The 23,764-nt window shown below is 65.6% G+C and carries 19 protein-coding genes; 9 read left to right on the forward strand and 10 right to left on the reverse strand.

Features of this window, described 5'->3' with window-relative positions; genetic code table 11:
• The 3 genes from AC0IYS_RS15780 to AC0IYS_RS15790 are packed head-to-tail and all read right to left on the reverse strand — an operon-like array spanning position 1 to position 5,688.
• Complete coding sequence (locus AC0IYS_RS15780; protein ID WP_471706037.1) at positions 1-1,443, reverse strand: efflux transporter outer membrane subunit; 1,443 nt, start codon at positions 1,441-1,443, stop codon at positions 1-3.
• Positions 1,440-4,559 carry an efflux RND transporter permease subunit gene (locus tag AC0IYS_RS15785; RefSeq protein WP_471706038.1) on the reverse strand — a complete coding sequence of 1,040 codons (3,120 nt, stop codon included), beginning with the start codon at positions 4,557-4,559 and terminating at the stop codon, positions 1,440-1,442. Before AC0IYS_RS15785 ends, AC0IYS_RS15780 begins: the two co-directional genes overlap by 4 nt.
• On the reverse strand, positions 4,552-5,688 hold the full coding sequence (locus tag AC0IYS_RS15790) for an efflux RND transporter periplasmic adaptor subunit (RefSeq protein ID WP_471706039.1): 1,137 nt from the start codon (positions 5,686-5,688) through the stop codon (positions 4,552-4,554). Before AC0IYS_RS15790 ends, AC0IYS_RS15785 begins: the two co-directional genes overlap by 8 nt.
• A gap of 116 nt (positions 5,689-5,804) precedes the next feature.
• Between AC0IYS_RS15790 and AC0IYS_RS15795 the strand changes: the two genes are divergently transcribed.
• Together AC0IYS_RS15795 and AC0IYS_RS15800 are read left to right on the forward strand one after the other, a co-directional pair.
• A complete protein-coding gene (locus tag AC0IYS_RS15795; RefSeq protein WP_471706040.1) occupies positions 5,805-6,497 on the forward strand; it encodes a response regulator transcription factor in 693 nt (230 codons plus the stop codon).
• Complete coding sequence (locus AC0IYS_RS15800; protein ID WP_471706041.1) at positions 6,490-7,887, forward strand: sensor histidine kinase; 1,398 nt, start codon at positions 6,490-6,492, stop codon at positions 7,885-7,887. Before AC0IYS_RS15795 ends, AC0IYS_RS15800 begins: the two co-directional genes overlap by 8 nt.
• A gap of 29 nt (positions 7,888-7,916) precedes the next feature.
• Here the strand turns inward: AC0IYS_RS15800 and AC0IYS_RS15805 are convergent, their stop codons facing one another.
• Together AC0IYS_RS15805 and AC0IYS_RS15810 are read right to left on the reverse strand one after the other, a co-directional pair.
• On the reverse strand, positions 7,917-9,260 hold the full coding sequence (locus AC0IYS_RS15805) for a carbohydrate porin (RefSeq protein WP_471706042.1): 1,344 nt from the start codon (positions 9,258-9,260) through the stop codon (positions 7,917-7,919).
• A 264-nt stretch (positions 9,261-9,524) separates the two neighbouring features.
• Positions 9,525-10,469, reverse strand: coding sequence for a carbohydrate kinase family protein (locus AC0IYS_RS15810; protein ID WP_471706043.1), 945 nt, complete (start codon positions 10,467-10,469; stop codon positions 9,525-9,527).
• Positions 10,470-10,678: 209 nt separating this feature from the next.
• On the opposite strand from AC0IYS_RS15810, the gene AC0IYS_RS15815 reads away from it, so the two are divergent.
• From AC0IYS_RS15815 to AC0IYS_RS15840, 6 genes are all read left to right on the forward strand, one after another.
• Positions 10,679-11,650 carry a substrate-binding domain-containing protein gene (locus tag AC0IYS_RS15815; protein ID WP_471706044.1) on the forward strand — a complete coding sequence of 324 codons (972 nt, stop codon included), beginning with the start codon at positions 10,679-10,681 and terminating at the stop codon, positions 11,648-11,650.
• 60 nt (positions 11,651-11,710) lie between these two features.
• Positions 11,711-12,670, forward strand: coding sequence for an ABC transporter permease (locus AC0IYS_RS15820; RefSeq protein WP_471708887.1), 960 nt, complete (start codon positions 11,711-11,713; stop codon positions 12,668-12,670).
• Between the two features lie 2 nt (positions 12,671-12,672).
• The gene (locus AC0IYS_RS15825; protein WP_471706045.1) at positions 12,673-13,467 is read left to right on the forward strand and encodes an ATP-binding cassette domain-containing protein; all 795 of its coding nucleotides are present in this window, start codon (positions 12,673-12,675) and stop codon (positions 13,465-13,467) included.
• Complete coding sequence (locus tag AC0IYS_RS15830; RefSeq protein ID WP_471706046.1) at positions 13,460-13,912, forward strand: RbsD/FucU family protein; 453 nt, start codon at positions 13,460-13,462, stop codon at positions 13,910-13,912. The genes AC0IYS_RS15825 and AC0IYS_RS15830 overlap by 8 nt, the downstream gene beginning before the upstream one ends.
• A gap of 109 nt (positions 13,913-14,021) precedes the next feature.
• The gene (locus AC0IYS_RS15835) at positions 14,022-15,185 is read left to right on the forward strand and encodes an ROK family transcriptional regulator (protein WP_471706047.1); all 1,164 of its coding nucleotides are present in this window, start codon (positions 14,022-14,024) and stop codon (positions 15,183-15,185) included.
• 212 nt (positions 15,186-15,397) lie between these two features.
• Positions 15,398-15,898, forward strand: a complete 501-nt coding sequence (locus AC0IYS_RS15840; RefSeq protein WP_471706048.1) for a hypothetical protein — start codon at positions 15,398-15,400, stop codon at positions 15,896-15,898.
• Positions 15,899-15,985: 87 nt separating this feature from the next.
• On the opposite strand, the gene AC0IYS_RS15845 is transcribed toward AC0IYS_RS15840, so the two are convergent.
• Positions 15,986-18,265, reverse strand: a complete 2,280-nt coding sequence (locus AC0IYS_RS15845; RefSeq protein ID WP_471706049.1) for a beta-glucosidase — start codon at positions 18,263-18,265, stop codon at positions 15,986-15,988.
• 277 nt (positions 18,266-18,542) lie between these two features.
• On the opposite strand from AC0IYS_RS15845, the gene AC0IYS_RS15850 reads away from it, so the two are divergent.
• The gene (locus tag AC0IYS_RS15850) at positions 18,543-20,693 is read left to right on the forward strand and encodes a Sip1-related alpha-galactosidase (RefSeq protein ID WP_471706050.1); all 2,151 of its coding nucleotides are present in this window, start codon (positions 18,543-18,545) and stop codon (positions 20,691-20,693) included.
• Between the two features lie 54 nt (positions 20,694-20,747).
• Here the strand turns inward: AC0IYS_RS15850 and AC0IYS_RS15855 are convergent, their stop codons facing one another.
• The 4 genes from AC0IYS_RS15855 to AC0IYS_RS15870 form a co-directional block, all read right to left on the reverse strand.
• A complete protein-coding gene (locus tag AC0IYS_RS15855; protein ID WP_471706051.1) occupies positions 20,748-21,890 on the reverse strand; it encodes a cellulase family glycosylhydrolase in 1,143 nt (380 codons plus the stop codon).
• A gap of 221 nt (positions 21,891-22,111) precedes the next feature.
• Positions 22,112-22,519 carry a type II toxin-antitoxin system VapC family toxin gene (locus AC0IYS_RS15860; protein WP_471708889.1) on the reverse strand — a complete coding sequence of 136 codons (408 nt, stop codon included), beginning with the start codon at positions 22,517-22,519 and terminating at the stop codon, positions 22,112-22,114.
• Positions 22,520-22,527: 8 nt separating this feature from the next.
• Positions 22,528-22,758, reverse strand: a complete 231-nt coding sequence (gene vapB / locus AC0IYS_RS15865) for a type II toxin-antitoxin system VapB family antitoxin (RefSeq protein WP_471706052.1) — start codon at positions 22,756-22,758, stop codon at positions 22,528-22,530.
• Between the two features lie 241 nt (positions 22,759-22,999).
• Positions 23,000-23,647, reverse strand: a complete 648-nt coding sequence (locus tag AC0IYS_RS15870) for a PEP-CTERM sorting domain-containing protein (RefSeq protein WP_471706053.1) — start codon at positions 23,645-23,647, stop codon at positions 23,000-23,002.
• Positions 23,648-23,764: the final 117 nt, after the last annotated feature.

The following is a 23,764-nucleotide window of genomic DNA, read 5'->3' on the forward strand; positions in this document are numbered from 1 at the left end:
TCAACCGCCCAGCGCCTGGAACAAGGCGACGGTGTCGGCGTAGTGCGCGGCGCGGGCCGGTATCAAGGCGATCGCCGCCTGTTGATATGCCTGCTGGGCCTGGAGGACGGCCGGATAGGCGATCGCGCCCAACCGCCACTGCCGCTGGGCGATCGTCAGGCTCTTGCGGGCGGCGCGCTCGGTGGCCGACGCCGCCTGCAAGGTTTTGGCGTCCGCTTCGATCGCGTGCAGCGCGCCGGCGACGTTCTGGAACGCCAGCAGCACCACCGAGCGATACTGGGCGGCGGCTTGTTCGTAGGTCGCCTCGGCGGCCCGCTGCTGATGCATCAGCGTCCCACCCTTAAATAGCGGCTGCAGCAGATCGGCGCCGATGCTCCAGAAGCCGGTGCCGGCCTTGAACAGCGTGCCGGCGCTCAGCGCCGAGCTGCCCACGGTGGCCGTCAACGAAATATTCGGCAGCCGGGCCGCTTGTGCGATGCCGATCTGCGCGCTGGCCGCGTGCAGCTGGGCTTCGGCGGCGCGAATGTCCGGCCGCCGCTCCACCAGCCGCGCCGGCAGGCTCAGTGGCAAGGTCTCCGTCAACGTCAGGCTGTCGAAGGCAACGCGCGGCGAATCACCCTCGCTGGGCAGGCGCCCGGCCAGCACGGCCAGCAGGTCGCCTTGCTGGGCCAGCTGCTTTTCCAGCGGCGGCAGGCCGCCTTCCATCTGGGCCACCAGCGCCTCCTGCGCCGCCACGTCGGCCGCGCCCAACTGGCCGGCGTGCTGCTGCTTGCGCGCGGCGTCGAGCTGCGCGCGCGCCATGTCCACCAGTTCGCGCGTGGCCTCGAGTTGGGCGCGCAGCGCCGCCTCGCCGATGACGGTTGCGACCAGGTTGGAAATCAGCGTCGAGCTGGCCGCGTCGCGCTGGAAGCGCGTCACGTCGGTCTGCGCATCGGCCGCCTCGACCTGGCGCCGCACGCCGCCGAAGACGTCCGGCGCGTAGCCGACGCTGAGTTGCGCGGTATGCAGCGTGTACAGATTGGCGCCCGACGCGGTCGGGCTGGAGAGCGGATCGGCAATCCGCTGGCGGGTCGGCGTCAGATGCAGGTCGACCCCGGGGAAGAATGCGCCGCGTTGCGCGGCGGCGGTTTCCTGCGCAGCGCGCAGGCCCGCTTCCGCTGCCGCCACGTCCGGATTGGCCGCCAGCGCCGCGTCGACCAATCGGTTCAAATCGTCGGAGCCGAACGCCGTCCACCAATGCGCCGGCAACTCCTGCCCCTCGACGAAGCGCTGGGCCGCACCGCCGCCTACCGCTGCGGCGGCGGTTTCCGGCGCCAGCGGCTCGGCGGTGTAGCGCTGCGCCACCGGGGCGGCCGGTTTTACGAAATCGGGACCGGCCGCGCAGCCGGTCACCAGGGCCGCCGACAACATGGCGACCAGTTTTACTGGTAAAGTTTTCTTCATGCGCCTTCTCCTTCGACCGCTTCCATGGTCGCATTGCCTGCCCGGCGCTGGCGCCGCGAGACGTATTCCTCTATCAGGTAGTACAGCGCCGGCAGCAGGACCAGCGTCAGCACCGTCGCCGTCAGCAGCCCGCCCACGACCACCGTCGCCAACGGGCGCTGGACGTCGCTGCCCAGGCCATGGGCCAGCGCCGCCGGCACCAGGCCAAGCGCCGCCACGGTGGCGGTGGTCAGCACCGGGCGCACCCGCTCGCGCGCGCCGTTGATGACGGCGGAGCGCAGATCGTTCGGCAGCAGCCCGCGCCAGCGGTTCAGGTTCGACAGCATCACCACCGCGTTCAGCACCGAGACGCCGAACAAGGCGATGAACCCGACCGCGGACGACACGTTCAAGGTCATGCCGCGCAATTGCAGCGCCACCAGCCCGCCCAGCAACGACAGCGGCACCGCCAAAAGGATCAACCCCGGCTGGCGCAGATTGCCGAACGCCGAAAACAGCATCACGAACATCAGCGCCAGCACCGCCGGCACAATCACTGCCAGGCGGGCCTGGGCGCGCTGCTGGTTTTCGAACTGGCCGCCCCAGGTGATCTGGTAGTGCGCGTGATCGTAAGGGATCTCGCGCTCGATCCGCCCTTGGGCCTCGGCCAGGAAGGTCGACAGGTCGCGGCCCCGCAAGTTGGTGCGCACGGTCAGGTGGCGCCGGTTCATCTCGCGCGTGATGGTGGTTTCGCCTTCGGCAAGGCCGATATGCGCCACCTGCGACAGCGCCACCTGCGCGCCGTTGGCGGCGCTCAGCACCAAGTCGCCGATGGCCTGCGGGTCGTTGCGCGTGGCGCCGCTGAAGCGCGCGGCGACGTCGTAGCTGCGGTCGTCCACATAGACCTGCGTCACCGGGCTGCCGCCGATGCCGGTCTGGATCAGCGCCATGATGTCGGCCACGTTGATGCCCAGCCGCGCGGCGGCGGCGCGGTCGACGTCGATGCGCACCTGCGGCAGCGGCGGTTCCTGGTCGATGATCACGTCCTGGGCGCCCGGCACGCCGCGCAGCAGATGCTCGACGGCGCCGGCCAGCTTGCGCGTCTCGCGGAAATCCTCGCCGTAGACCTTGACCACCAGATCGCTGTGGGCGCCGGCCAGTTTATCGAGCACACCGTCGATCATCGGCTGGGAGAATCCCACCTCGGTGCGCGGCAGCTCGCGGAAGCGCGCCGACAGCTTGTCGACCAGGTCCTGCTTGACCATGCCGGACGGCCATTCGCTGTACGGATGCAGGGTCACCGCGCATTCGATGTGCGACGGCGTGAACGGGTCGGTGCCCTCGTCGTTGCGGCCCAGTTGCGTGACCACGTGCGCGACCTGCGGCTCCTTGAGCGTCGCTTCGCGCAGCGCGTCCGCCATTTGCGTGGCCTTGGCCAGCGAAATCCCCGGCGGCAGCGTCACCTGCAGCCAGATCGAACCCTCGTCGAGGGTCGGCAGGAAGTCGCGGCCGATGGCGCCACCCAGCACGATCACCGCCACCAGCGTCGCCGCAGCCATGGCCAACACCAGCCGCGTCTTGCCGACCAGCCGGCGCAGCAGCCCTTCGTAGCGCGGCAACAGCCATGCCAGCACGGGATTGTGGAAGATCTTGCGCGGCTTGCGGAAGGCCTGGTAGGCCATGCCGGGTATCAGCATCATCGTCATCAGCAAGGCGCCCAGCAGGGCGAAGCCCACCGCGAACGCCATCGGCGAAAACAGCTTGTACTCGATGCGCTGGAACGCGAACAGCGGCAGGTAGGCGACCATGATGACCAGCATGCCGAAGCACGTCGGTTTCATCACCTGCAAGGCGGCGCCGGTCGCGTCCTCCGCGCTCATGATGCCCTCGGGCTGTTCCTCGCGGCGGCGCAGCACCGCTTCGAGCACGAAGATGGCGCCGTCGACGATGATGCCGAAGTCGATCGCGCCCAGCGACAGCAGGTTGGCCGGGATCTTAAAGTGGTGCATCAGGACGAAGGCGACCATCAGCGACACCGGGATGGCGGCCGCCGCGATCAGCGCCGCGCGCACGCTGCCCAGGAACAGCGCCAGCACCAGCGTCACCAGCACCACGCCTTCGATCAGGGTCTTGCCGACCGTGTGCACGGTGGCTTCCACCAGGGTGCTGCGGTCCATGTACGGCACCACTTTGACGTCCTTGGGCAGCAGGTGGTCGTTCAACTCGCGCACCGCTTCGTGCACGCCGGCGATCACGCGCGACGGATTCTCGTTCTTCAACAGCAGCACGATGCCGGACACGGTATCCGACACATGGTCCTTGCCCAGCACCCCGTGCCGCTCCTGGTTACCCAAGCTGACGTTGCCCAGGTCCTTGACCAGCACCGGCACGCCGTTCTTCTGCGCGACGACGATGTTACCCAGGTCGTCCAGGCTGTGGATCAGGCCCACGCCGCGCACCACCAGGCCTTGTTCGCCGCGCGTCATCACGCTGCCGCCGGCGTTGGCGTTGTTGGCGGCGATGGCCTGCGTGATCTGCGTCAGCGACAGGTGGTATTTGGACAGCTTGAGCGGATCGAACTCCAGCAGGAACTGCGTGCTCAGGCCACCGAAGTTGGTGACATCGACCACGCCGGCCGCCTGCTTCAGGCGCGGGATCACCTTCCAGCGCTGAAGCTCGGACAGTTCGCGCAGGCTGCGCGTCTTCGATTCCAGCGTGTAGCGGTAGATCTCGCCGATCGGCGACGTCAGGGCGTCGAGGCCCGGCTGCGCGCCGTAAGGCAGGCTGACGGCGGCGATGCGCTCCTGCAGGCGCTGGCGCGACCAATAATCTTCAGCGCCGTCTTCGAACACCACCGTGATCAGCGACAGCCCGAAGGTGGACTTCGAGCGCATCACATGCATGCCGGGCGTGCCCATGATCTCGCGTTCGAGCGGAATGGTGATCTGCTGCTCGACTTCCTCGGCGGCCAGGCCGTTGACCTGGGTGACCACCTGCGAGGTGGTGTCGGCGATGTCCGGGTAGGCTTCGAGCGGCAATTGGGTCCAGCAATAGCCGCCATACAGCGTCACCAGCAGGAAGATCAGCGCGACGATGCCGCGCCGCTCGAAGCACAGGGTGACGATGCGATCAATCATTGAGCAGCACTCCATCCTTGACGACGATGCGCTCGCCCGCCTTTAACCCGTCCAACACCTCGACCTGCTGGCCGATCTGGGCGCCCAGTTTGACCTCGCGCGGGGCGAAGCGCCATGGCGAGACCTCGACGAAAGCGTGGCTGGAAAATCCGCCCTGGACCACCGCCGCCATCGGCACCAGGATGCCTTGGTGCGGCTGCGACGACAACGTGGCCTCGGCGAACATGCCGGGTTTGAGGCGGCCATCGCGGTTGTCGAACGGCAGACGGACCTTGACCGTGCGGGTCTCCGCATCCAGCAGGTCGCCGACGTAGCGCACCTGGCCGGTCAGCGGCGCAGCATAGGCATCCAGCTTGACGCTGGCCTGCTGGCCCACATAGAGCCGCGCCAAGTCCTTTTCCTGCGCGTTGGCGCTGACGAAGACGCGGGACAGGTCGGCCACCGTCATCAGCGGCGCTGTGGCGTCGTTCCAGTAGGCGCCTTCAGCGGCCGCCAGGTCCACCACGCGGCCGGCGATCGGCGAACGTACCGCCAGCTTGCCATCGGCGGCGGCGCCGCCGGCGCCGGTCTGGCGCAGCCGGGCCTCGGCCCGCGCCGCCTCGCTGGTGGCTTGCGCGAAGTCGCTCTGCGCCTGTTCCAGATCGCGGCGGACGGCGAGGTCCGACTTGTCGAGTTCACGCTGGCGCTCCAGTCCATGCGCGGCCAGGGTCAACGCGGCGCGTGCCTTGGCCGCGTCGGCGGTGGCCTGGGCGAAATCCGGGGAATCCATCGTAAACAAGACGTCGCCGGCTTTGACCTGGTCGCCCAGCTGTTTGTTGAGCTTAACGATGCGGCCCGACAGCGGCGGCATCACCTTGACCAGGCGCGCCGGATCGGCTTCCACCACGGCGGGCAAGGTGAACAGCACCGCGACGCTTTGCTGCGACACCGGGGCCACCAACAGCGATTTTCTGAGCGGGGATTTTTCCGGTATCAGCAGCGCATCCCCGTCGTGAACAAGGACCGGCGCGACGGCTTCCGGCGGCGCCTCCTTGGCGTGCAGGCCAAGCAGCCCCCAGCCGGTCAGTCCGAATGCGGCCAGACCCAAGAAACCGGGCAAGATTGCTTTGTGCAGTGATGGTTTTTTCATGTGGTTCTCCCTTGGGCCGGGATGTTACGAAATTTTGCTGCACTGCATCCTGAATTCTTCTTCAGGAAAGGGCCGTGCCGACGCTGCTATACTCCGGCTCTTGCCGAGGACGTTTTATGCATATTCTGTTGGTGGAAGACGATCACAAAGCGGCGCGGCTGCTGGCGCGCGGTCTGGAGGAGGAAGGTTTCCAGGTCGTGGTCGCGCACTCGGCGCAGGAAGCCGCCACCCACGCGCTGGCGCGGTTCGACATGGCCATCCTCGACTGGATGATGCCGGGTAAAGACGGCGTCGCGCTGTGCGCCGAATGGCGCCAGGCCGGACACCTGCTTCCGGTATTGATGCTGACCGCGCGCGACGCGGTGGCCGACCGCATCACCGGCCTCAATACGGGCGCCGACGACTACCTGACCAAGCCTTTCGTCTTCGATGAGCTGCTGGCGCGCGTGCGGGCGCTGCTGCGGCGCACCGAACGCGCGCAGCCGGCCACGCTGCGGGTGGCGGATCTATGGCTCGATCCGGGCACGCGGGCCGCCGGCCGCGCCGCCGCCGGTTTCGACCTCACGCCCAAGGAGTACGCCATCCTGGAGCTCTTGATGCGGCGTCCCGGCGCCGTCGTCAGCCGGCTGCAACTGGCGGAGCATGTCTGGCATGCGGACTTGATCGCCATCGACAATCTCATCGACGTGCATATGAAGAACCTGCGCCGCAAGGTCGACCCGCCCGAACTGCCGGCGCTGATCGAAACGATGCGCGGCCGTGGCTTCCGCCTCGCCGCGCCCGACGCGCCGGAGGCCGGCGATGCTTAGCATGCGTCGGCGGCTGGTGCTGCTGCACATGCTGGCGATCCTGGTCGCCGTCGGCGCCACGGCGGGCGCGGGCTGGTGGATGATGTCGCGTTCCGTCAACCGTCAACTGGACGGCGCGCTGCTGGCCCTGGCCGAAGCCGAGGCGGCCATGCTGGCGGACAGCGACGGTGTGGCCATCCACGTTCATGAGGCGCCGGTCGGCAGCGCGCCGCCCTCGTTGACGCGGCTCGACCGCCTGGTCCAGATCATCGATGGCCAGGGCCGCGTGGTGGCCCGCAGCGCCAATCTGGGCTCGGAGAACCTGCCCGCCCTTCCCCATCTGCTGGAACAGCTCTCCGCCGGCAAGACCGTGTTTGAAACGCTGCCCGACACCAGCGAGGAACCGCTGCGCATGGTGTCGCTGCCCACGCGGGTGGGCGGCCAGCGCTTCGCCGTGCAGGTGGCCGGCTCGCTGGACGACGTGAACCAGATCCTGCGCTCGGCCGCCATGCTGTTCGCCTTGATGGCGGCGGCTTTGCTCGCAGCCCTGGGCTGGGCAGGCGCCCGCCTCTCCAGCAAACTGTTCGTCGCCATCGAGAACATCGTCGACCAGGCCCGCGAGATCGAGGACGGCAACCTGCATCGGCGCTTGCCGCATCCGGGCGACGACGACGAGATCGGCCACTTGGTCCAGACCCTGAACGCGATGCTGGAACGGATCGAGCACGCGTTCGATACGCAACGCCGCTTCACGGCCGACGCCTCGCATGAATTGCGCTCGCCTTTGTCACGGCTGCGCGCCGAGATCGAAATCACGCTGCGGCGTCCGCGCGACAGTGGCGACTATGTCACCGCGCTGCGTTCGTGCCTGGAGGAAGTCGAACGCCTGACAACCTTGGTCGAAGAGTTGCTGATGCTGGCCCGGATCGACGCCGGCCAGGAACGCGGATCGGCCGAGCCGGTGTCGCTGGCCGGGCTGGCGCGCGAGACAATCGAGCGGCTGGCGCCGCACACGCGCGAGCGCGGCATCGACGTCGTGCTGATCGACGAGTTGCCGGAGGCAGTGGAGGTGGACGGCGCGCCACTCGGACTGGTGTTGCGCAACATCCTCGACAACGCCATCAAGTTCTCGCCGCCGGGCGGCCGCATCGACGTGCGCATCGCCGGTGGCGCGACCGGAACGGTGCTGACGGTGGCCGACCAGGGACCGGGCATCGGCGATGACGAACTGCCGTTCCTGTTCGATCGGTTTTTCCGTGGCGATGGTGCGCGCGCCGACGGCATCGACGGTGTCGGCTTGGGGCTGGCCCTGTGCCAGGCCATCCTGCGCGCCACCGGCGGAAGAATCGAGGTGGCGAACCAGCCGCAAGGCGGAGCGCTCTTCAGCGTTTGGCTACCGCGAAAGAAATAGCCCGACTTGCGGCCAGTGACGCCCCCCGGTTAGAAGCAGACGTCGGCCTGCACGCCGATCATCGAACCGGATTTGGCCACGCCGAACGCGCCCGTCGAGGACAATGCGCTGCCCGGAGCGGCGCTGTCGGCGGCCATCAGTGCCGCGTCGTTCCATTTGGCGTAAGTGTAGAACAGGCGCAAATCGGGCCGCGCGGTCAGGCCGGGACCCGACGAGATGGTCGGGGCGATGGTGAACTTGGTCATCCTGCGCGGGGGGCCGTCGTCCGGCCGGATGGTGTCGACACCCAGATCCATGCCGATCTTGAAGCGCCGCGAGATGCCGTAGACCAGATGTCCGCCCAGGCTGGTCCACACCTTGTTCTCGGCCACGCCCAACACGGTGCGGTCGGCGGTGAAACCCTTGTCCTTCTGGTAGATTGCCACCAGTTCGGCGCCCCAACGCGGGGTGAACTGAGTATACAAGCCTTCGACCACCCTCAGGCGGCTGACGTTCGTGTCGTCGCGCAGGTTGCCGATTGCGCCGATGGCTTGGTCGGCGCCGCCGGTGCCCGGTCCTTTGCCGTATTGAAGCGCGAACTTGTTCTCGCCATCGCCGTTGATGCCGGACTGGCGGTGCTGGATCGTCACGCCATAGCCGGAGTGGAGGCGATCGGCCGATTCTTCGGCGTTGCCCTTGGCATCCTTGACGATGAAGCTCATGCCCAGCTCCAGGGCGCCGCCGTTGTTGACGGGAATGCCGCGCAGTTGAACGTCATGACGGGTGGCCGAGTTGCTGCCGTTGTCGGCCAGCGCGCCGGTCGCCGGCAGCAGGCCGCTGGTGGTGGTGACCAGATTATCCTTGCGCAGCAAGGCGTAGCTGAACTTCAAGTCGCCCACCACCGGCACGTCCTCCACGCCGCCGCCGAAGCCGCGCCCGCTCCAGTAGATAAAGTCGTTGGCGCCCAAGCCTTCGCGCTTGTAGTATTTGCGGCCCAGCCATACGCTGCCGCCGTTGAGTTCGGGAATTTTATCGCCTTGTACGTAGATCTGCGGCAGGTCGGCGTCGGAATTCGATGACGCGTTCGGGCTGTAATAGGACAGCATGATGTTGGCGTTGAAGACGGCGCCATCGTCGGCGACCTTCCCGACTTGCTGGCCCAGCCAGAACTCGCCGTAGACCTCGCATTCGTTGCCGAGGCGGTATTTGGCCAGCGCGCCCGCCAGTTGGAAGCAGCTGGCGCCGCCGTGGGATGAATTGGAACCGGCCAACGCGCGGAAGTAGCCTTGATAGTCAAGTGCGACCGCCGGCAGGCAGCATGCCATGGCGCCTGCCGCCAGCGCCGTTTGCATCAGGGGGAATTTGGGTGTGAAGCGCTGCATGATATTTTTCATTTGTCTGGTCTCCAATGTTTGTTGTCTTGTCTGTTGTTATTTGTTCTGGTGGTATTTGGCGCGTCCACGCCGGGTACGGCTTTGCTATCAAAATTCAGGCATAGCGCTCCCCCTGGCGCACTCAAGGCCATTTTTTTGGTTGCTCATTTAAATCGCGAATTACGTAGGGCGGATTAGCGCAGCGTAATCCGCCATGCCTGCGTCTCGACGGCTCATGCATTGGCGGATTACGGCGTTCCGCCTAATCCGCCCTACGTGTCTCCGTCAGCAGGTTTCGAATTGCACAGTTTCCTCCCACGTGGCCGGATCGCATCCGGCGCGCGTGACGTTGATGCTGGCTGCGCAAATGGCGTGTTTGAGTGCGCCGCGCAGCGTTTCCTCGTTGAGCTCTTGCAGCGCAGCGGCGCTGGACAACGCTCCTTCCCGATACAGATACGCGATCAGGCCGGCCTGGAAGCAGTCGCCTGCGCCGACAGTGTCGACCAGCGCCAGGTTGGCCGGTGTCGGCAACTCGATCCGGCGGTTGCGCGACATCAGTGCTGCCGCCAGTCCGCCGCGCGTGACGGCAATCAATTGCACCGGCGATTCTTGGAACAGCGCGTCGGCGACTTCCTGCAAATTGGCGGCATCCAGCCCCAGATGCGCCAGGTCCTCGTCGCTGACCTTGACGATATGCGCTTGCTTCAGCGCTCGCCTGACGGCGTCCAGGTAGCGCGGCAAATCGTCGGCTACCAGCGGCCGCAGGTTGGCGTCGATGGAGATCAGCGCGCCTCGTTCGGCGGCGGCACGCAGCGCCGGCAACAGCGTCTCGCTGTCCTCCGGCACCAGCGCCAGCCCGCCTGTGTGCAGCAGCGCCAGTTGCGGGGGAAAGCTGGCGATCAGCGACGCGGCGCTGACGTCGCGGTCGGCCACCCGCTCCCGGTGGAAGGCGTAGGTCGGCGCGCCGTTGGCGTCGATGCTGACAACGGCAAGCGAAGTCGGCCGTGGGCTGGGTGCGCGCGCGGCCGGCAGCACGTCGCTGGCGCGCAGCAGCGCTGCGAACCTGCCGCCGAATTTGTCCGTCGACACGGGGTTGAGATAAGCGGTGGGCACGCCCTGCCGCGCCAGCCCAATGGCGGAGTTAAAAACCGAACCGCCCAGGCAGGCCTGGAAGCGTCCGTCGGGCTGTTCGATCATGTCCACCAAGGCCTCGCCTAAGGTTGCGATCATCATGTCCTCGTAAGTTGCATTAGGAAAACTACTCTAGCCGGCACGCCAGAAGCGTGTGTTGGGTCGGCGGTTTAATTAATAAAACAACTTGATTTATTAATTTGTTGCGAATATATTCCTAATCGGTTCGGTAGTAAAGCGTTATCACTTCTACCGGATCGTGCCCCGCCGACAGGCGCGGCGACCCAGAAAATCAGAGGAGACATCGCATGAAATTGAAATCTTTCCTGGCGCTGAGTGCGCTCAGCTCCGTCACGGCCATGGCCGTCGCCGCAGAGCAGCCGGTGATCGGCTTGATCACCAAGACCGAGATCAACCCCTTCTTCGTCAAGATGAAGGAAGGCGCGCAGCAGGCGGCCCAGGCCGGCGGCGCCAAGCTGCTGACCGGCGCCGGCAAATCCGACGGCGACAACGCCGGCCAGGTCACCGCCATCGAGAACATGATCGCGGCCGGCGCCAAGACCATCCTCATCACACCGAGCGACGCCAAGGCCATCGTGCCGTCGATCAAAAAAGCACGCGACAAAGGCGTGATGGTGATCGCCATGGACAGCCCGACCGAACCGATGGACGCCGCCGACGCCCTCTTCAGCACCGACAACCACAAGGCCGGCGTGCTGATCGGACGCTACGCCAAGGCCGCGTTCGCCGGCAAGCCGGTCAAGATCGCCGCGCTCGACCTGTTCCCCGGCCACCCGGTCGGCATCCAGCGCCTGGCCGGCTTCCTGGAAGGCTTCGGCATCAAGAAAGGCGACGCCAGCATCGTCTGCATGCAGGACAGCTACGGTGACCAGGCCAAGGGCCAGACCGCGATGGAAAACTGCCTGCAGAAGAACCCCGGCATCAACCTGGTCTACGCCATCAACGAACCGGCCGCCGCCGGCGCGTTCAAGGCGCTGAAGGCCGCCGGCAAGGACAAGGGCGTTTTGCTGGTGTCGGTCGACGGCGGCTGCACCGGTGTGCGCGATGTCAAAAGCGGCAAGATCGCGGCGACTGCGCAGCAGTACCCGCTGAAGATGGCGGCGCTCGGCGTCGAAGCCGGCCTGCTCTACGCCAGGACCGGCAAGAAGGCCAGCGGCTATGTCGACACCGGCGTCACCTTGATCACCGACAAGCCGGTGGCAGGTGTGGACAGCAAGGACACCCAGGCCGGCCTCGACGCCTGCTGGGGCCGTAAATAAGGAGCCGCGACCATGAATACCCGCCTGCAGGGCTCCCTGCCCCTCACCAAGGACGCCACCATGAACGCCCGCCTGCTCGACCGTCTGCCACCCGTTTCCACGCTCGGGCCGTTCATCGCCCTGGTGGTCGCCTCGCTGTTCTTCGCGTCGCAATCGGACCGCTTTTTGAGCGGCCAGAACTTCTCGCTGATCCTGCAACAGGTGATGATCGTCGGCGTGATCGCCGTCGGCCAAACCTTGATCGTGCTGACCGCCGGCATCGACCTGTCGTGCGGCATGGTGATGGCGCTCGGCTCGGTCGTGATGAGCAAGTTCGCCGTCGACATGGGCATCGATCCCTATGTTGCCATCGCCTGCGGCATCGCCGTTTGCACCGCCATCGGCGCGCTCAACGGCGCGCTGGTGACCCGGATTAAACTGCCCGCCTTTATCGTTACCTTGGGCACGATGAACATCGCCTTCGCGCTGACGCAAATCTACTCGGGCGCGCAAACCGTCACCGACGTGCCGGACTCGATGATGTTCTTCGGGAACACCTTCCAGCTCGGCCAGACCGCGATCACCTACGGCACGGTGCTGATGATCGCGCTGTACATCCTGACCTGGCTGTTCCTGCGCGATACGGCGCCGGGCCGTCACGTCTACGCCGTCGGCAACAATCCCGAGTCGGCGCGGCTGACCGGCATCGCCACGGGCAAGGTCATGCTGGGCGTGTACATGGCTGCGGGCCTGTTCTACGGCATCGCCTCGATGTTGTCGGTGGCCCGCATGGGCGTCGGCGATCCGCAGGCCGGCGCCACGGACAACCTCGACAGCATCACCGCAGTCGTCATCGGCGGCACCAGCCTGTTCGGCGGTCGCGGTTCGATCGTCGGCACCCTGATCGGCGTGCTGATCGTCGGCGTGTTCCGCAATGGTTTGACGCTGATGGGCGTGCCATCGGTGTATCAGGTACTGGTCACGGGCGTGCTGGTGATCCTGGCTGTGGCCACCGACCAACTCACCCACAAGAAGGGTTAATCATGACGATCTCCCATGCAACCCCGGTGTTCCAGGCGCGCGGCCTGACCAAGCGCTACGGCAACGTCACCGCCCTCGACGGCACCGATTTCGAACTGCGCGCCGGTGAAATCCTGGCCGTGATCGGCGACAACGGCGCCGGCAAATCCAGCCTGATCAAGGCCTTGTCGGGCGCCATCGTGCCGGACACGGGCGAACTGCTGCTCGACGGCAAGGCCGTCCACTTCGGTTCGCCGATAGACGCCCGCCGCCACGGCATCGAAACGGTGTATCAGGACCTGGCCGTCGCGCCGGCGATGACCATCGCCGAGAACCTGTTCCTCGGCCGCGAGATCCTCAAGCCCGGCATCATGGGCAAATGCTTCCGCGTCATCGACAAGAAAAAGATGCTGTCCGAGGCGATCCGCCACATGCAGGATCTGAAGATCGGCATCCGCTCGATGCAGCAGGCGGTCGAAACCCTGTCCGGCGGCCAGCGCCAGGGCGTGGCGGTGGCGCGCAGCACGGCGTTCGCCCGCCACGTCGTCATCCTCGACGAACCGACCGCCGCGCTGGGCGTCAAGGAAGGCAATATGGTGCTGGAACTGATCCGCCGCGTGCGCGACCGTGGCCTGGCGGTGGTGCTGATCAGCCACAACATGCCGCACGTGTTCGAGATCGCCGACCGCATCCACATCCAGCGGCTGGGACGGCGCGCCGCCGTGGTCAATCCCAAGACCATCAGCATGTCCGACACCGTCGCCGTGATGACCGGCGCCAAGGACCCCGCCCACCTGCCGGAAGATGCCCATGCTTAAAGGAATCGATGCCGCGCTCACGCCCGAGTTGCTGAAGGTGTTGTGCGAGATGGGGCACGGCGACGAGATCGTGCTGGTGGACGCCAACTTCACGGCCGCGTCGCTGGGCCGTGGCAAGCCGGTCATCCGCATGCCGAGCATCGATCTGCACCGCGCCTGCCAGGCGGTGCTGTCGGTGTTCCCGCTGGACCAGTCGGTGGAGCAACCGGTGGCCTACATGAAGGTCGAGCATACGCCCGAAGGCTACGCCTCCGCCGTGCAGCGCTCGGTCATCGCGCTGGCCGGCGAACTGGCCTCGGCGGCGCCCGGACAATGCGCCGCCGTCGAGCGTTTCGCCTTCTACGACCGGGTCGGCGGCGCCTACGCCATCGTGCAAACCGGCGAGGCGCAACCGTACGCCAACTTCATTTTTAAGAAGGGCGTGATCGGTGCCGCTCTGGCATAATTAAATAATGCCAAACAATCAAAAATTACAAAGAGAGACCGCGCCTGGTGGGGTTTCCACCGAGGCTGACATCCGGACGCTGCGCCCGCGCGGCTCCAACCAGATCGGCATGAGCCAGTTCAACGAACGGGTCGTGCTGCAAACCATCCGCTTGCAGGGCCCAATGCCGAAAGCCGATCTGGCCAGGCAGACCAATCTCAGCACGCAGACCATCTCGCTGATCATCAATCGCCTGCTCGAAGAAGGTTTGGTGCTTAAGCTAGAAGCGCTGCGCGGCAAGGTCGGGCAACCGTCGGTGCCGATCGCGCTGGACCCGGACGGCGCGTTTTCGATCGGCATCAAGATCGCGCGGCGCAGCCTGGACGTGCTGCTGATCGATTTCGTCGGCAAGACACGCGAGCGCTCGTCGCTGTCGTACACCTTCCCCGATCCGGACACGCTGTTCGTCGAAATCGAAAAGCAGCTGGCGCTGATCCATGAGCGGCTCGGCCCGGCGCGCGCCAAGCGCCTGAGCGGGATCGGCATCGCCGCCCCGCTGGCCCTTGGCGGCTGGCAGAAGTTGCTCGGCATCGCCCCCGAGCAGGCGGAAAAATGGAACCGCATCGACATCCGCGAACGGGTGCAGGCGATGACCGGCTTGCCGGTGCAATTCGTCAAGGACACCGCGGCCGCCTGCGTGGCCGAACTGGTCGCCGGGCGCGGACGCAGCGTCAAGAGTTTCCTGTACGTGTACGTCGACACCTTTATCGGCGGCGGCCTGGTCATCGACAGCAATTTGCGCGGCGGCCTGCACGGCAACGCCGGCGCCATCGGCTCGATCCCGCTTGGCCTGGCCCGGCGCGGCGACGCCACGCAACCGGCGCAACTGCTCAGCGACGCCTCCTTGTTCAGCCTGGAGCGATCGTTCATCGCCGCCGGGCTCGACGAGGCAGCCTGTTTCGACGGCCGCGCGCTGCGCGAACCGTGGCGACCGCACACGATGGCCTGGCTGGACCACGCCGCCCGCGCCATCGCGCTGACCATCAACAGCGCCGCCTGCCTGCTGGACATCGACAGCGTGATCATCGACGGCTCGTGCGAGCGCAGCCTGCTCGACGAGCTGCTGCCGCAGGTGGAGGCCGCGCTGGGCTACTACAGCTGGGAAGGCGTGTCGCGGCCGTCGGTGCTGGGCGGCACCATCGGCTCGGACGCCCGCGCCATCGGCGGCGCCCTGCTCCCGCTGTACGCCAACTTCGCCCCGGACAGCGACCTGTTCCTCAAGTCCGACAAGTAAGGCGTACAGTCCATCTCCGCGTCGCGGGTCATGCTGGTCGCCGGGCTGGTCTTTGGCGTGATTCCTTTCATGGGGCCGTTGACACCATCGCTGATCGGCCCGCGTTGCGCATCGCCAGCTAAACATGCGTGGAATTGGATGATCAGCTTGAAAAACTGATTTCCTGGCGGTACATTTTGAAGACAATAAAATTGTCCCAAAGGAGACTGAACATGCATACGCGTCGCGCTTTCATTACCGCCGTGGCGGGGCTGGCGGCATCGCTGCTGGCCACCCCGCTGTTTGCCCAAACGCCCGGCAAGCCTTTCGTGGCCTACGACGACGGATTGGCCAACGGTTGGCAAAACTGGAGCTGGGCCATGGTCGAGCTGGCCAAGCCCATCGGCGGCGCCAAGCCAATCCGGGTCGAAGGCGATCCTTGGACCGCGCTGGCGCTGCATCACGATGCCTTCGCCACCGTCGGCTACAGCAAACTCACCTTCAGCATCAATGGCGGCGCCAGCGGCGGCCAGACCCTGGCGATCAAGGCCATGGTCGATGGCAAGGCGGTCGAATCGGCGGTCGCCATCGAGCCCAAGGCCAAGACCTGGGTCCAGGTCGAGATTCCGCTCAAGGAGCTTGGCGTGGAAGGCAAAACCATCGACGGCATCAGCTGGCAGGGACAGGCCAATCCATACGGCGCCTACTACATCACCAGAATTCAATTCGAGTAGCCGGGCGACGGCGGCCTGCGCCGCGGTTGAAATGCGGCCGCGCCGCGTCCTCAATGCTGGTTCGGGAAACGCGGGGCGCGCGGCGGGCTAGTTGTCGACGGGTTTTCCGGCCAGATCGAGCGTGCTTGCCGCCAGCTCGATCGTGACGGTTGCCGCGTCGGCGCCACCGGCGTCGCGCGCGAGCAGCACTTTATAGGCGCCCTTGGCGATGTGCCAGGTTTTTCTGCCGCTATCGTAAGTCGCCAACAGGCGCGGGTCGACGCTGACGCTGATCTGCGTGCTTTCCCCGGGCGCCAGCGCCACCTTGTCCCAGCCGGCCAGCCGCTTGGGCGCTTCCCACGTCGCCTCGAGCGGCGCGATGTAGATCTGCGGCACGTCCTTGCCCGCCACATCGCCGCTGTTGCGCACATTGAAGCGCAACGTCAAGCGGCCGCCTTGCAGGCTGGCGGCCAGTCCCGAATAGCTGAAGCGCGTGTAAGACAAGCCATGACCGAACGGGAACAACGGCTTGATGCCCTTCAGGTCGAACCACTTGTAGCCGACCGCCGCGCCCTCGTGATAATCGACGCTGAAGCGTTTGGTCTCGTTTTTCGGATCGCCGTCCAGCACCGGCCGGGGCAACTGGCTGTCGGCGACCGGGAAGGTGGCGGGCAGGCGACCGGAGGGATTGACGTCGCCAAACAGCACCCGCGCGATGGCGTCGCCGCCGCTGGTGCCGGGATACCATGCCTCCAGCACGGCGCCGCTGTGCGCGATCCACGGCATGGTGACCGGCCCGCCCGTTTCCAGCACCACCACGGTGCGCGGTTGCGCCCGCGCGACGGCGTCGATCAGGCCATCCTGGCCGTCCGGCAGCGACAGCGTGGCCGCGTCGAACGCCTCGCCCATCCATTGGTGGGCGAACACCAGCGCCACGTCTGCGCCGGCGGCCAGGCGCGCGGCGCGCGCAGGATCGGTGCCATCGTCGTAGACCACCGTGGCGCCCGGCGCGCGCGCCTGTATCGCCTTCAACGGCGACGACGGATGGTAGACAACCGGCCCCGGCCAGTTCTGCGGACCGAGTCCCTCGACCGCGTTGCCGCCCACGGGATATACCGCCGACGAGCCGGCGCCGGCCAGCACGCCCACATCCGCGTGCCCACCGATGACGACAATCTTCTGCGCGCCGCGCTTGAGCGGCAGCAGGCCGCCGGCGTTTTTGAGCAGCACCATGCCCTCCTCCGCACCGGTGCGGCTGACCAGGCCATGGGCGGCGAAATCGATGGTGCCCCCGGGCGCCACCGGATGGTCCAGCACGCCCTTGGCGAACATGGCGCGCAGCACGCGGCGCGCCATGTCGTCCAGCCGCGCCGGCGGCACGTGGCCGTTTTCCACCGCCTCCTCGAGCGCGCCGCCGAAGTACTGCGATTTGTCGAACTCCCAGCCCGATTGCTGGTCCAGGCCGGCCATCGCGGCGGCGACGGTGCTGTGCGTGGCGCCCCAGTCGGACATCACGAAACCGGCGTAGCCCCAATCCTTTTTCAGTACCTGGTTCAGCAGGTAATCGTTTTCGCAGGCGTAGACGCCGTTCAAGCGGTTGTACGAGCACATCACGGCGCCCGGATCGGACTGCTCGACCACCAGCTGCATCGCCAGCAGGTCGGAGCTGCGGTTGGCCGCCTCGTCTATTCGCGAATTGACCACGAACCGGCCCGTCTCCTGTGCGTTGACGGCGAAATGCTTCATCGTCGCGATCAGATGGTTCGACTCGATGCCGCGAATCTGCTGCGCGACCATGGTCCCGGCCAACAGCGGATCTTCGCCGCTGTATTCGAAATTGCGGCCGTTGCGCGGCTCGCGCAGCAGATTGACGCCGCCGGCGAGCATCACATTGAATCCGGAGGCGCGCGCCTCCGCGCCGATCATCACGCCGCCGGCATACGCCTGGCGGCGGTCCCAGGTCGCGGCGGTGGCCAGGCCCGACGCCAGCGACGTGCGCTCGCGCGGCGTGCCGGTGGCCTGCGTCGCGACACCGAGCCCGCCATCGGTTTCGAACAGCCCGGGCAGGCCAAGGCGCGGCACGCCGGCGACATACCCGGCCGAAAACGGCAGCGCGTCCGGGTGCTTCTTGTACTTCGTGCCGAAGTCGGCGCCGCAGTGGCCCAGCACCCACAGCAGCTTTTCCTGCAAAGTCATCGCCTCCACCGCCAGCGAGGCGCGCTGGTCGGCGCTGAGCGCGATGTTCATCCAGGGGCGCGGTGGCGAACCGGCATCGGCGGCGAACACGGTGGCGCCGGCGGTCGCCAGCAGTGTCGCCACCGTGAGCCGCTTGACGGCGGTGAAAGAGGGTTGGGCGCTGCGGCGTGCGGCCGTGGTCCGGTGTGTCATGCGGTTGTCTCCAGCTCGGCGATACGGCCGCCGCTCACGCACCGACCGGTCGCCTGTTAATAATCCGCCGATTCTGCATGGCGAGGACGGCCGGGTCAAACCGCCGGCGTGCTTTTGGCAAGAGTTTAGCGACCGCCATTAAACACGCAGGCGCGTGTTGCGTGGATTCCCACTAAATAGCGGTGGAACGGGATTGTCCGTCATTGAGCACAGGCACGCCGGTGCTAGTATCGGCACCGCCTGCCAGAACCACCATTATAAGATTGGAGACTACAACATGTTACGCCGCTCGTTTCTTGCCACCCTGCCCGCCTTTGCGGTCTCGACAACCCTGGCGCCGGCGGCGCTGGCCGCCACCAAGGGCGATGCCGGCGCACCGGCGTTCGGCGGACGCAGCCGGATGGCGGCGCCCTCGGTATGGAGCGATCCGTCCGGTCCCGCGCTGCACGTCGTGAGCGCGCAGGGCAGGCGCGGCACGCGTATCTTCAGCCTCGAAGCGAGCGAGACGGTGGAACTGCCCGGCTCGGCGGCCTTCGGCCTGAGTTTCGCCGCCCTGCCCGGCTTCCGCCAAGGCGTGGCCTCGTTCCGCTACGCGCCGTGGAAGTCCTGGACCAAGCCGATGGCGATGCGCCACGCCGCAGACCTGCAAGCGGACGACGTCCAGTTCGCCTACTGGCAATACGACGATGGCGTCTACGGCGCCGCGTTGCCGCTCGGCGGCGGCGGCTTCCGCGCGACCATCGGCGCGCGCGCGGGTGCGTTCTCCACCGTCTGCCGCTCGCTGGGGCCGGCCAAAACCGACCGCGCGATGCCGCAGCTGGCCGTCGCCTTCGGCAAGGATTTGTACCAGACCATCGCCGCCCTGTTCGAGGATGCGCTGGCCGCACTCGGCAGGGAAGACAACCTGCGGCGCAAGAAAACCTTGCCGGAATCGCTTAGCTGGCTGGGCTGGAACACGTGGAACGCCTCCAACGAGGGCAAAGACTTGTCGGCGCAATGGGTCATCGCGCAGGTCGACCGCATCCGCGGCGCCGGCGCGCCGGTGCGCAGCGTGGTGCTCGACGACGGCCACTTCGACCAGCTCGACAGCGCGCTGCGCTCGCAGCAGCCGGACCCCGGAAAATTCCCCGGGGGCTTCAAGCCGGTGGTCGACGCGCTGCGGCAGGAACACGGCCTCAAGCACGTCGGCCTGTGGCACGCGTTCAACGGCCTGTGGAACGGCATTGCCGCCGGCTCCCCGCTGGGCAAGCGCTTCGACGGCAAGCTGTTCACCTGGACCCAGACCGCTGCCGCCGACGACCCGACCGGCAAACTGGTCACCTACAGCTTCCTCAAGCCGGAGCCGGCGCTGGTCGACAGCTATTTCGACGCCTACCACGCCGACCTGAAGGCGGCCGGTTTCACCATCCTCAAGGTCGACAACCAGCTGGTGGCCGAGCGCATGGCCAAGAACAATTACCCGATCTGGGATTTGTCGACCACTTTGCACAACGCCATCAACAGCGGCGCCGCCAAGCATTTCGATAACGCCCTGATCAATTGCATGGACATGACCAACGATGCCTTCCTCAATTTCGGCGCCACGGCCGTCGCGCGCTCGGTCGAGGACTACTTCCCGCACAAGGCCGGCGAGACCTACGATCTGCAACGCGGCAACGCCGCCGCCCACGTGCTGCAGGCCATGTACAACGCGCTCTACTTTGGCGAAATGGTGTTCCCCGACTTCGACATGTTCGAGAGCACCAACCCGAACGCGTGGCTGCACGCGGCCGTGCGGGCGGCGAACTGCGCGCCGATTTACGTCACCGACAAGGCCGGCGAGCACGACATCAAGCTGCTCACCGCGCTGGTCGATTACGACGGCCGCACGCTGCGCGCGGACACGCCGCTGCGTCCGGCGCCGGACAGTCTGTTCCAGGTTCAGCAGGCCAGGCTGTTCAAGGCGTGGTCGCGCGTCGGCCAAGGCGCGCTGCTGTTGCTGGCCAACCTGGCCGACGCGGAAGAAGTGTCCGGCACGTTCAGCCTCGGCGACGTGCCCGATCTGCCGCGCGGCGATTACGTCGTCTGGGCGCATTACGCGCGCACCCTGTCGCCATTGAAGCATTCCGCGAGCACCCCGGTCAGATTCAAGCGCTTCGGTCACGAGCTGATCCACGTCGCACCGGTTCGCCACGGCCGCGCCGTGATCGGCCTGGCCGATAAACTGAACGGCCTGGCATCGGTGCGCGACGTGGTCGATACGGCAGCCGGCCTGTCGTGCATCGCCCGCGATCAAGGCACCCTCGTGCTCTGGTGCCGAACGGCGCCGGCGACGGTGCGGGTCGACGGCAAGGAGGCGCCGTTCGCGTTCCGGGACGGCCGGCTGGACATCCGCCTCGACCAAGGCGCGCGCGAGTACACCGTGCAACTGCGCGACAACGTCGGCTAAACGCAAAACGCCCGCAAACGGCTGCCGGTTGGAAGCGGCAGCCGGCCTGCGCGATTAGTAGATCGTCGCCTTCTTCGCGGTGTTGCTGATGCCGTTCTGGTCGTACCATACCGTGTTGCCCCAGCTGGTGGTGCTGGACCAATTGCTCATCAGATCGAGCCAGGCGTTGCCGGAATCATTGCCCTGCGTCGACCACGCCACGTAGCCGACGCCGAACTGCTGGGCATACTGCATCAGCAAGGGCGCATTGACCTTGGAACCCAGGTTGTTGTTGCCGTTGTTGTAGTTGTAGCCGAACTCGCCGATCAACAACGGCAAGTTGTTGCTCTTGTAGTTGTTCATCATGTTGTAGATGTCGTTCGGGTTGTTGAAACGCAGGTAGGCGTGCACCGAGAACAGCAGGTTGTGCTTCGGGTCGTGGTTGAGCAGGTCCCAGCCGTACAACAAGCCGGCGCTGGCGTCCTGTCCCCAGGCGGGACTGTCGATGACGATGGTGGTGGTGAAGCCGGCGTTGCGGATGGTCGTGATCGGCTGCATGTAGGCGTTGCGCCACTGCAGCGGCGTCATATCGTTGTCGCCCCACTCGTTGGCGATGTTGATCATGGTGCTGCGCTCGTGTTTCTTGAGCACGGCGGCCACGTCGCTGCGGGCAAAGTAATTGGCCATGTTCTGCAGCAAGGTGGTGCTATTGCTGCCGGTGCCGTCATGCAGTTCGACGATCGATACCATCTTCTGCGCCTCGATGGCGGTCAGGATCTGGTCGAGGCGCGTGGCGGAGCCGCTCAAGGTCCACACCACGCGGATCAGATTGGTGTTGCGGGCCGCCAGATTGGGCAAGACGTTGTAGGCTTGGGTGTCGAACCAGGCGTGTGGATTGTTCACGCCACGGGCGATGAAGGTGTTGCCGTTGGCATCCTTCAGCACACTGCCGGACACCGTGAAGCCCTTCGATGCGGCGGCGACCACCATGCACGATTGATTGTTCTCCCAGCCCCAACCGTCGCCATCCGGGTCCGAGGCCGCGCTTGCGCACTTCGGCGCCACCTTGCAGGATTGGTTGTTCTCCCAGCCCCAGCCATCGCCGTCCGGATCGGACGCCGCGCTCGAACAAGTCGGCGTGGTCTGGGCGTGGGCCTGCCCGACCGCCGACAACACGATCGCGCCGGCGATCAACAGCTGCTTGATATATGTTTTCATCCATGATCTCCAGTATTGTTATTCAGGGGAAGCCCCTGGTTTTCATTATATGGAAGCACATGGTGTGAATTTTCGATGGGACGGTTTTTACAATCAGTTTAGCGTGGGGTGTGCTAAACGCCGGCTGGACCGGGGCGTACACTAAACGTGAGCACAGCAACCGCCTTACACCGGCTCACCACGTTACGCCCGACTGGCCTGGCGCCGGCTATGAAGCCTACTCATGTTGATGCCCCCCAATCCTCATACGACAGACCAGGTACGCGGCTGAATTCACGTACGTTATTTGTAACCACCACACAACCCGTAGAAATAGCGTGCCCGGCAATTGCGATGTCGTTCTCGCCAATGACCGATCCTGCCTTGGTTAGTTGGGTCTTCACCTCTATCGTCGCATCAACGGCGGCCTGATCCCATGGCAAGACCGCGTCCAGGCGCTTCACGAACTCATCAACCAGGTTTTTATGCTTGGGCGATGCCTTCTTGCCGATCTGCCCGTAGCGCATTTCGGCATAGGTAACTGCCGAAATTACGATCCGATTGTTCTGCGCCACCTTTTCGGTCAATCGTTGCAAAACAGACACTGGGTGCTCGCGCATAATGAACGAGCAGATGCAGGTATCCAGCATGTACGTGGTCACAGACCAAACCTGCCTTCGTCATTGACAACGGCCTGACGCTCTTGCAGAAAGTCGGCATCGGCCTTGGGCAATTCAGCCAGCGATGACCAACTCGGGCGAACAGGACGCAGTGTAATGGTGTCACCGCTGCGCGTGATTTCCAGCTCGCCGACACCCTCATAAGACATGTCGGCAGGGAGGCGGATTGCTTGATTCTTTCCGTTTTTGAAAATTGAGACAGTACGCATAAGGCAACTCCCAAATATATGGCGGACATCTTCTATATAGCAGCCGATCATAGCATAGGCAAGACATATGCCTCACCGGCCGCGCCGTGACGGCATGGCGCAGCTGCTCGATGCCGCTGCGGAAGGCGACCGCTGCGCCGCGCGAGAAGCCCATCACGCCGATGCGGGCGGGATCAATGCGGCCTGCGGGACCGCGACCCACCTTCTGGTGTTCGCTTCGATACCTGCGCTACCGTCCTGGTCAAATTGCCAGTCCGGACCCGCGGCGGGCGCTGCGGCGGCGCGCCACGGCGCCGACCAGGGCCATGCCCGCCAGCATCATCGCGTAGGTTTCCGGTTCGGGTATCGGGGCCGCGCCCATGGTCCAGGTGCCCGGCATGGTGGCGGCGCCGTTGAACGTCGTATAGGTTTCGTAGCCGCCCCATGCACGGTCGCCGGTATTGGAGACGAGCAGATTGCTGAGGTCTTCAAAGCCCGGCGGCGTGCGAAGCTGGCGCTGCAGGCTGATGTCGAACACCGTCGGCAGGCCGTTGGCATCGACGGCGCCGATGTTCATCGTCACCGTATAGTTGGGATTCCACACCGAGCCAGGCGGAAAGGTCGGGTCTGCGCTCGGGTCCGGGTAGATCAGGGCCTGCTGCGCGAAATTTTCACTGAAGCGGTACATGTGGATCTGGGTACCCGGCGCCCAGGTGGAGCCGGCGGTGAGCAGCGTCGGCGTAAAGACATGGGCGGTGATGACGCTGTACTGGATATACGTGAAGTCACCCCGAATGGAGGTGAACTCGACCGGGATGACCTCGCTGATATAGTTGTACTGGTACGCATGGGCGGCGCCGCCGAACAAGCTGGCGAGCGTAAAGCAAATAGCGAAGAACAAGTTGCGCATAGTGCCTCCTGTATTTTTCGAGCGCGCCAAATTGACGCAACGCGAGCTTAATACAGTTAGCAATTCTGCATGATAGTTTTTTTAATTAGAATCAGCGCGGTCCTAAGAATCGGGCAA

The organism is Duganella sp. AC237, assembly GCF_979254035.1.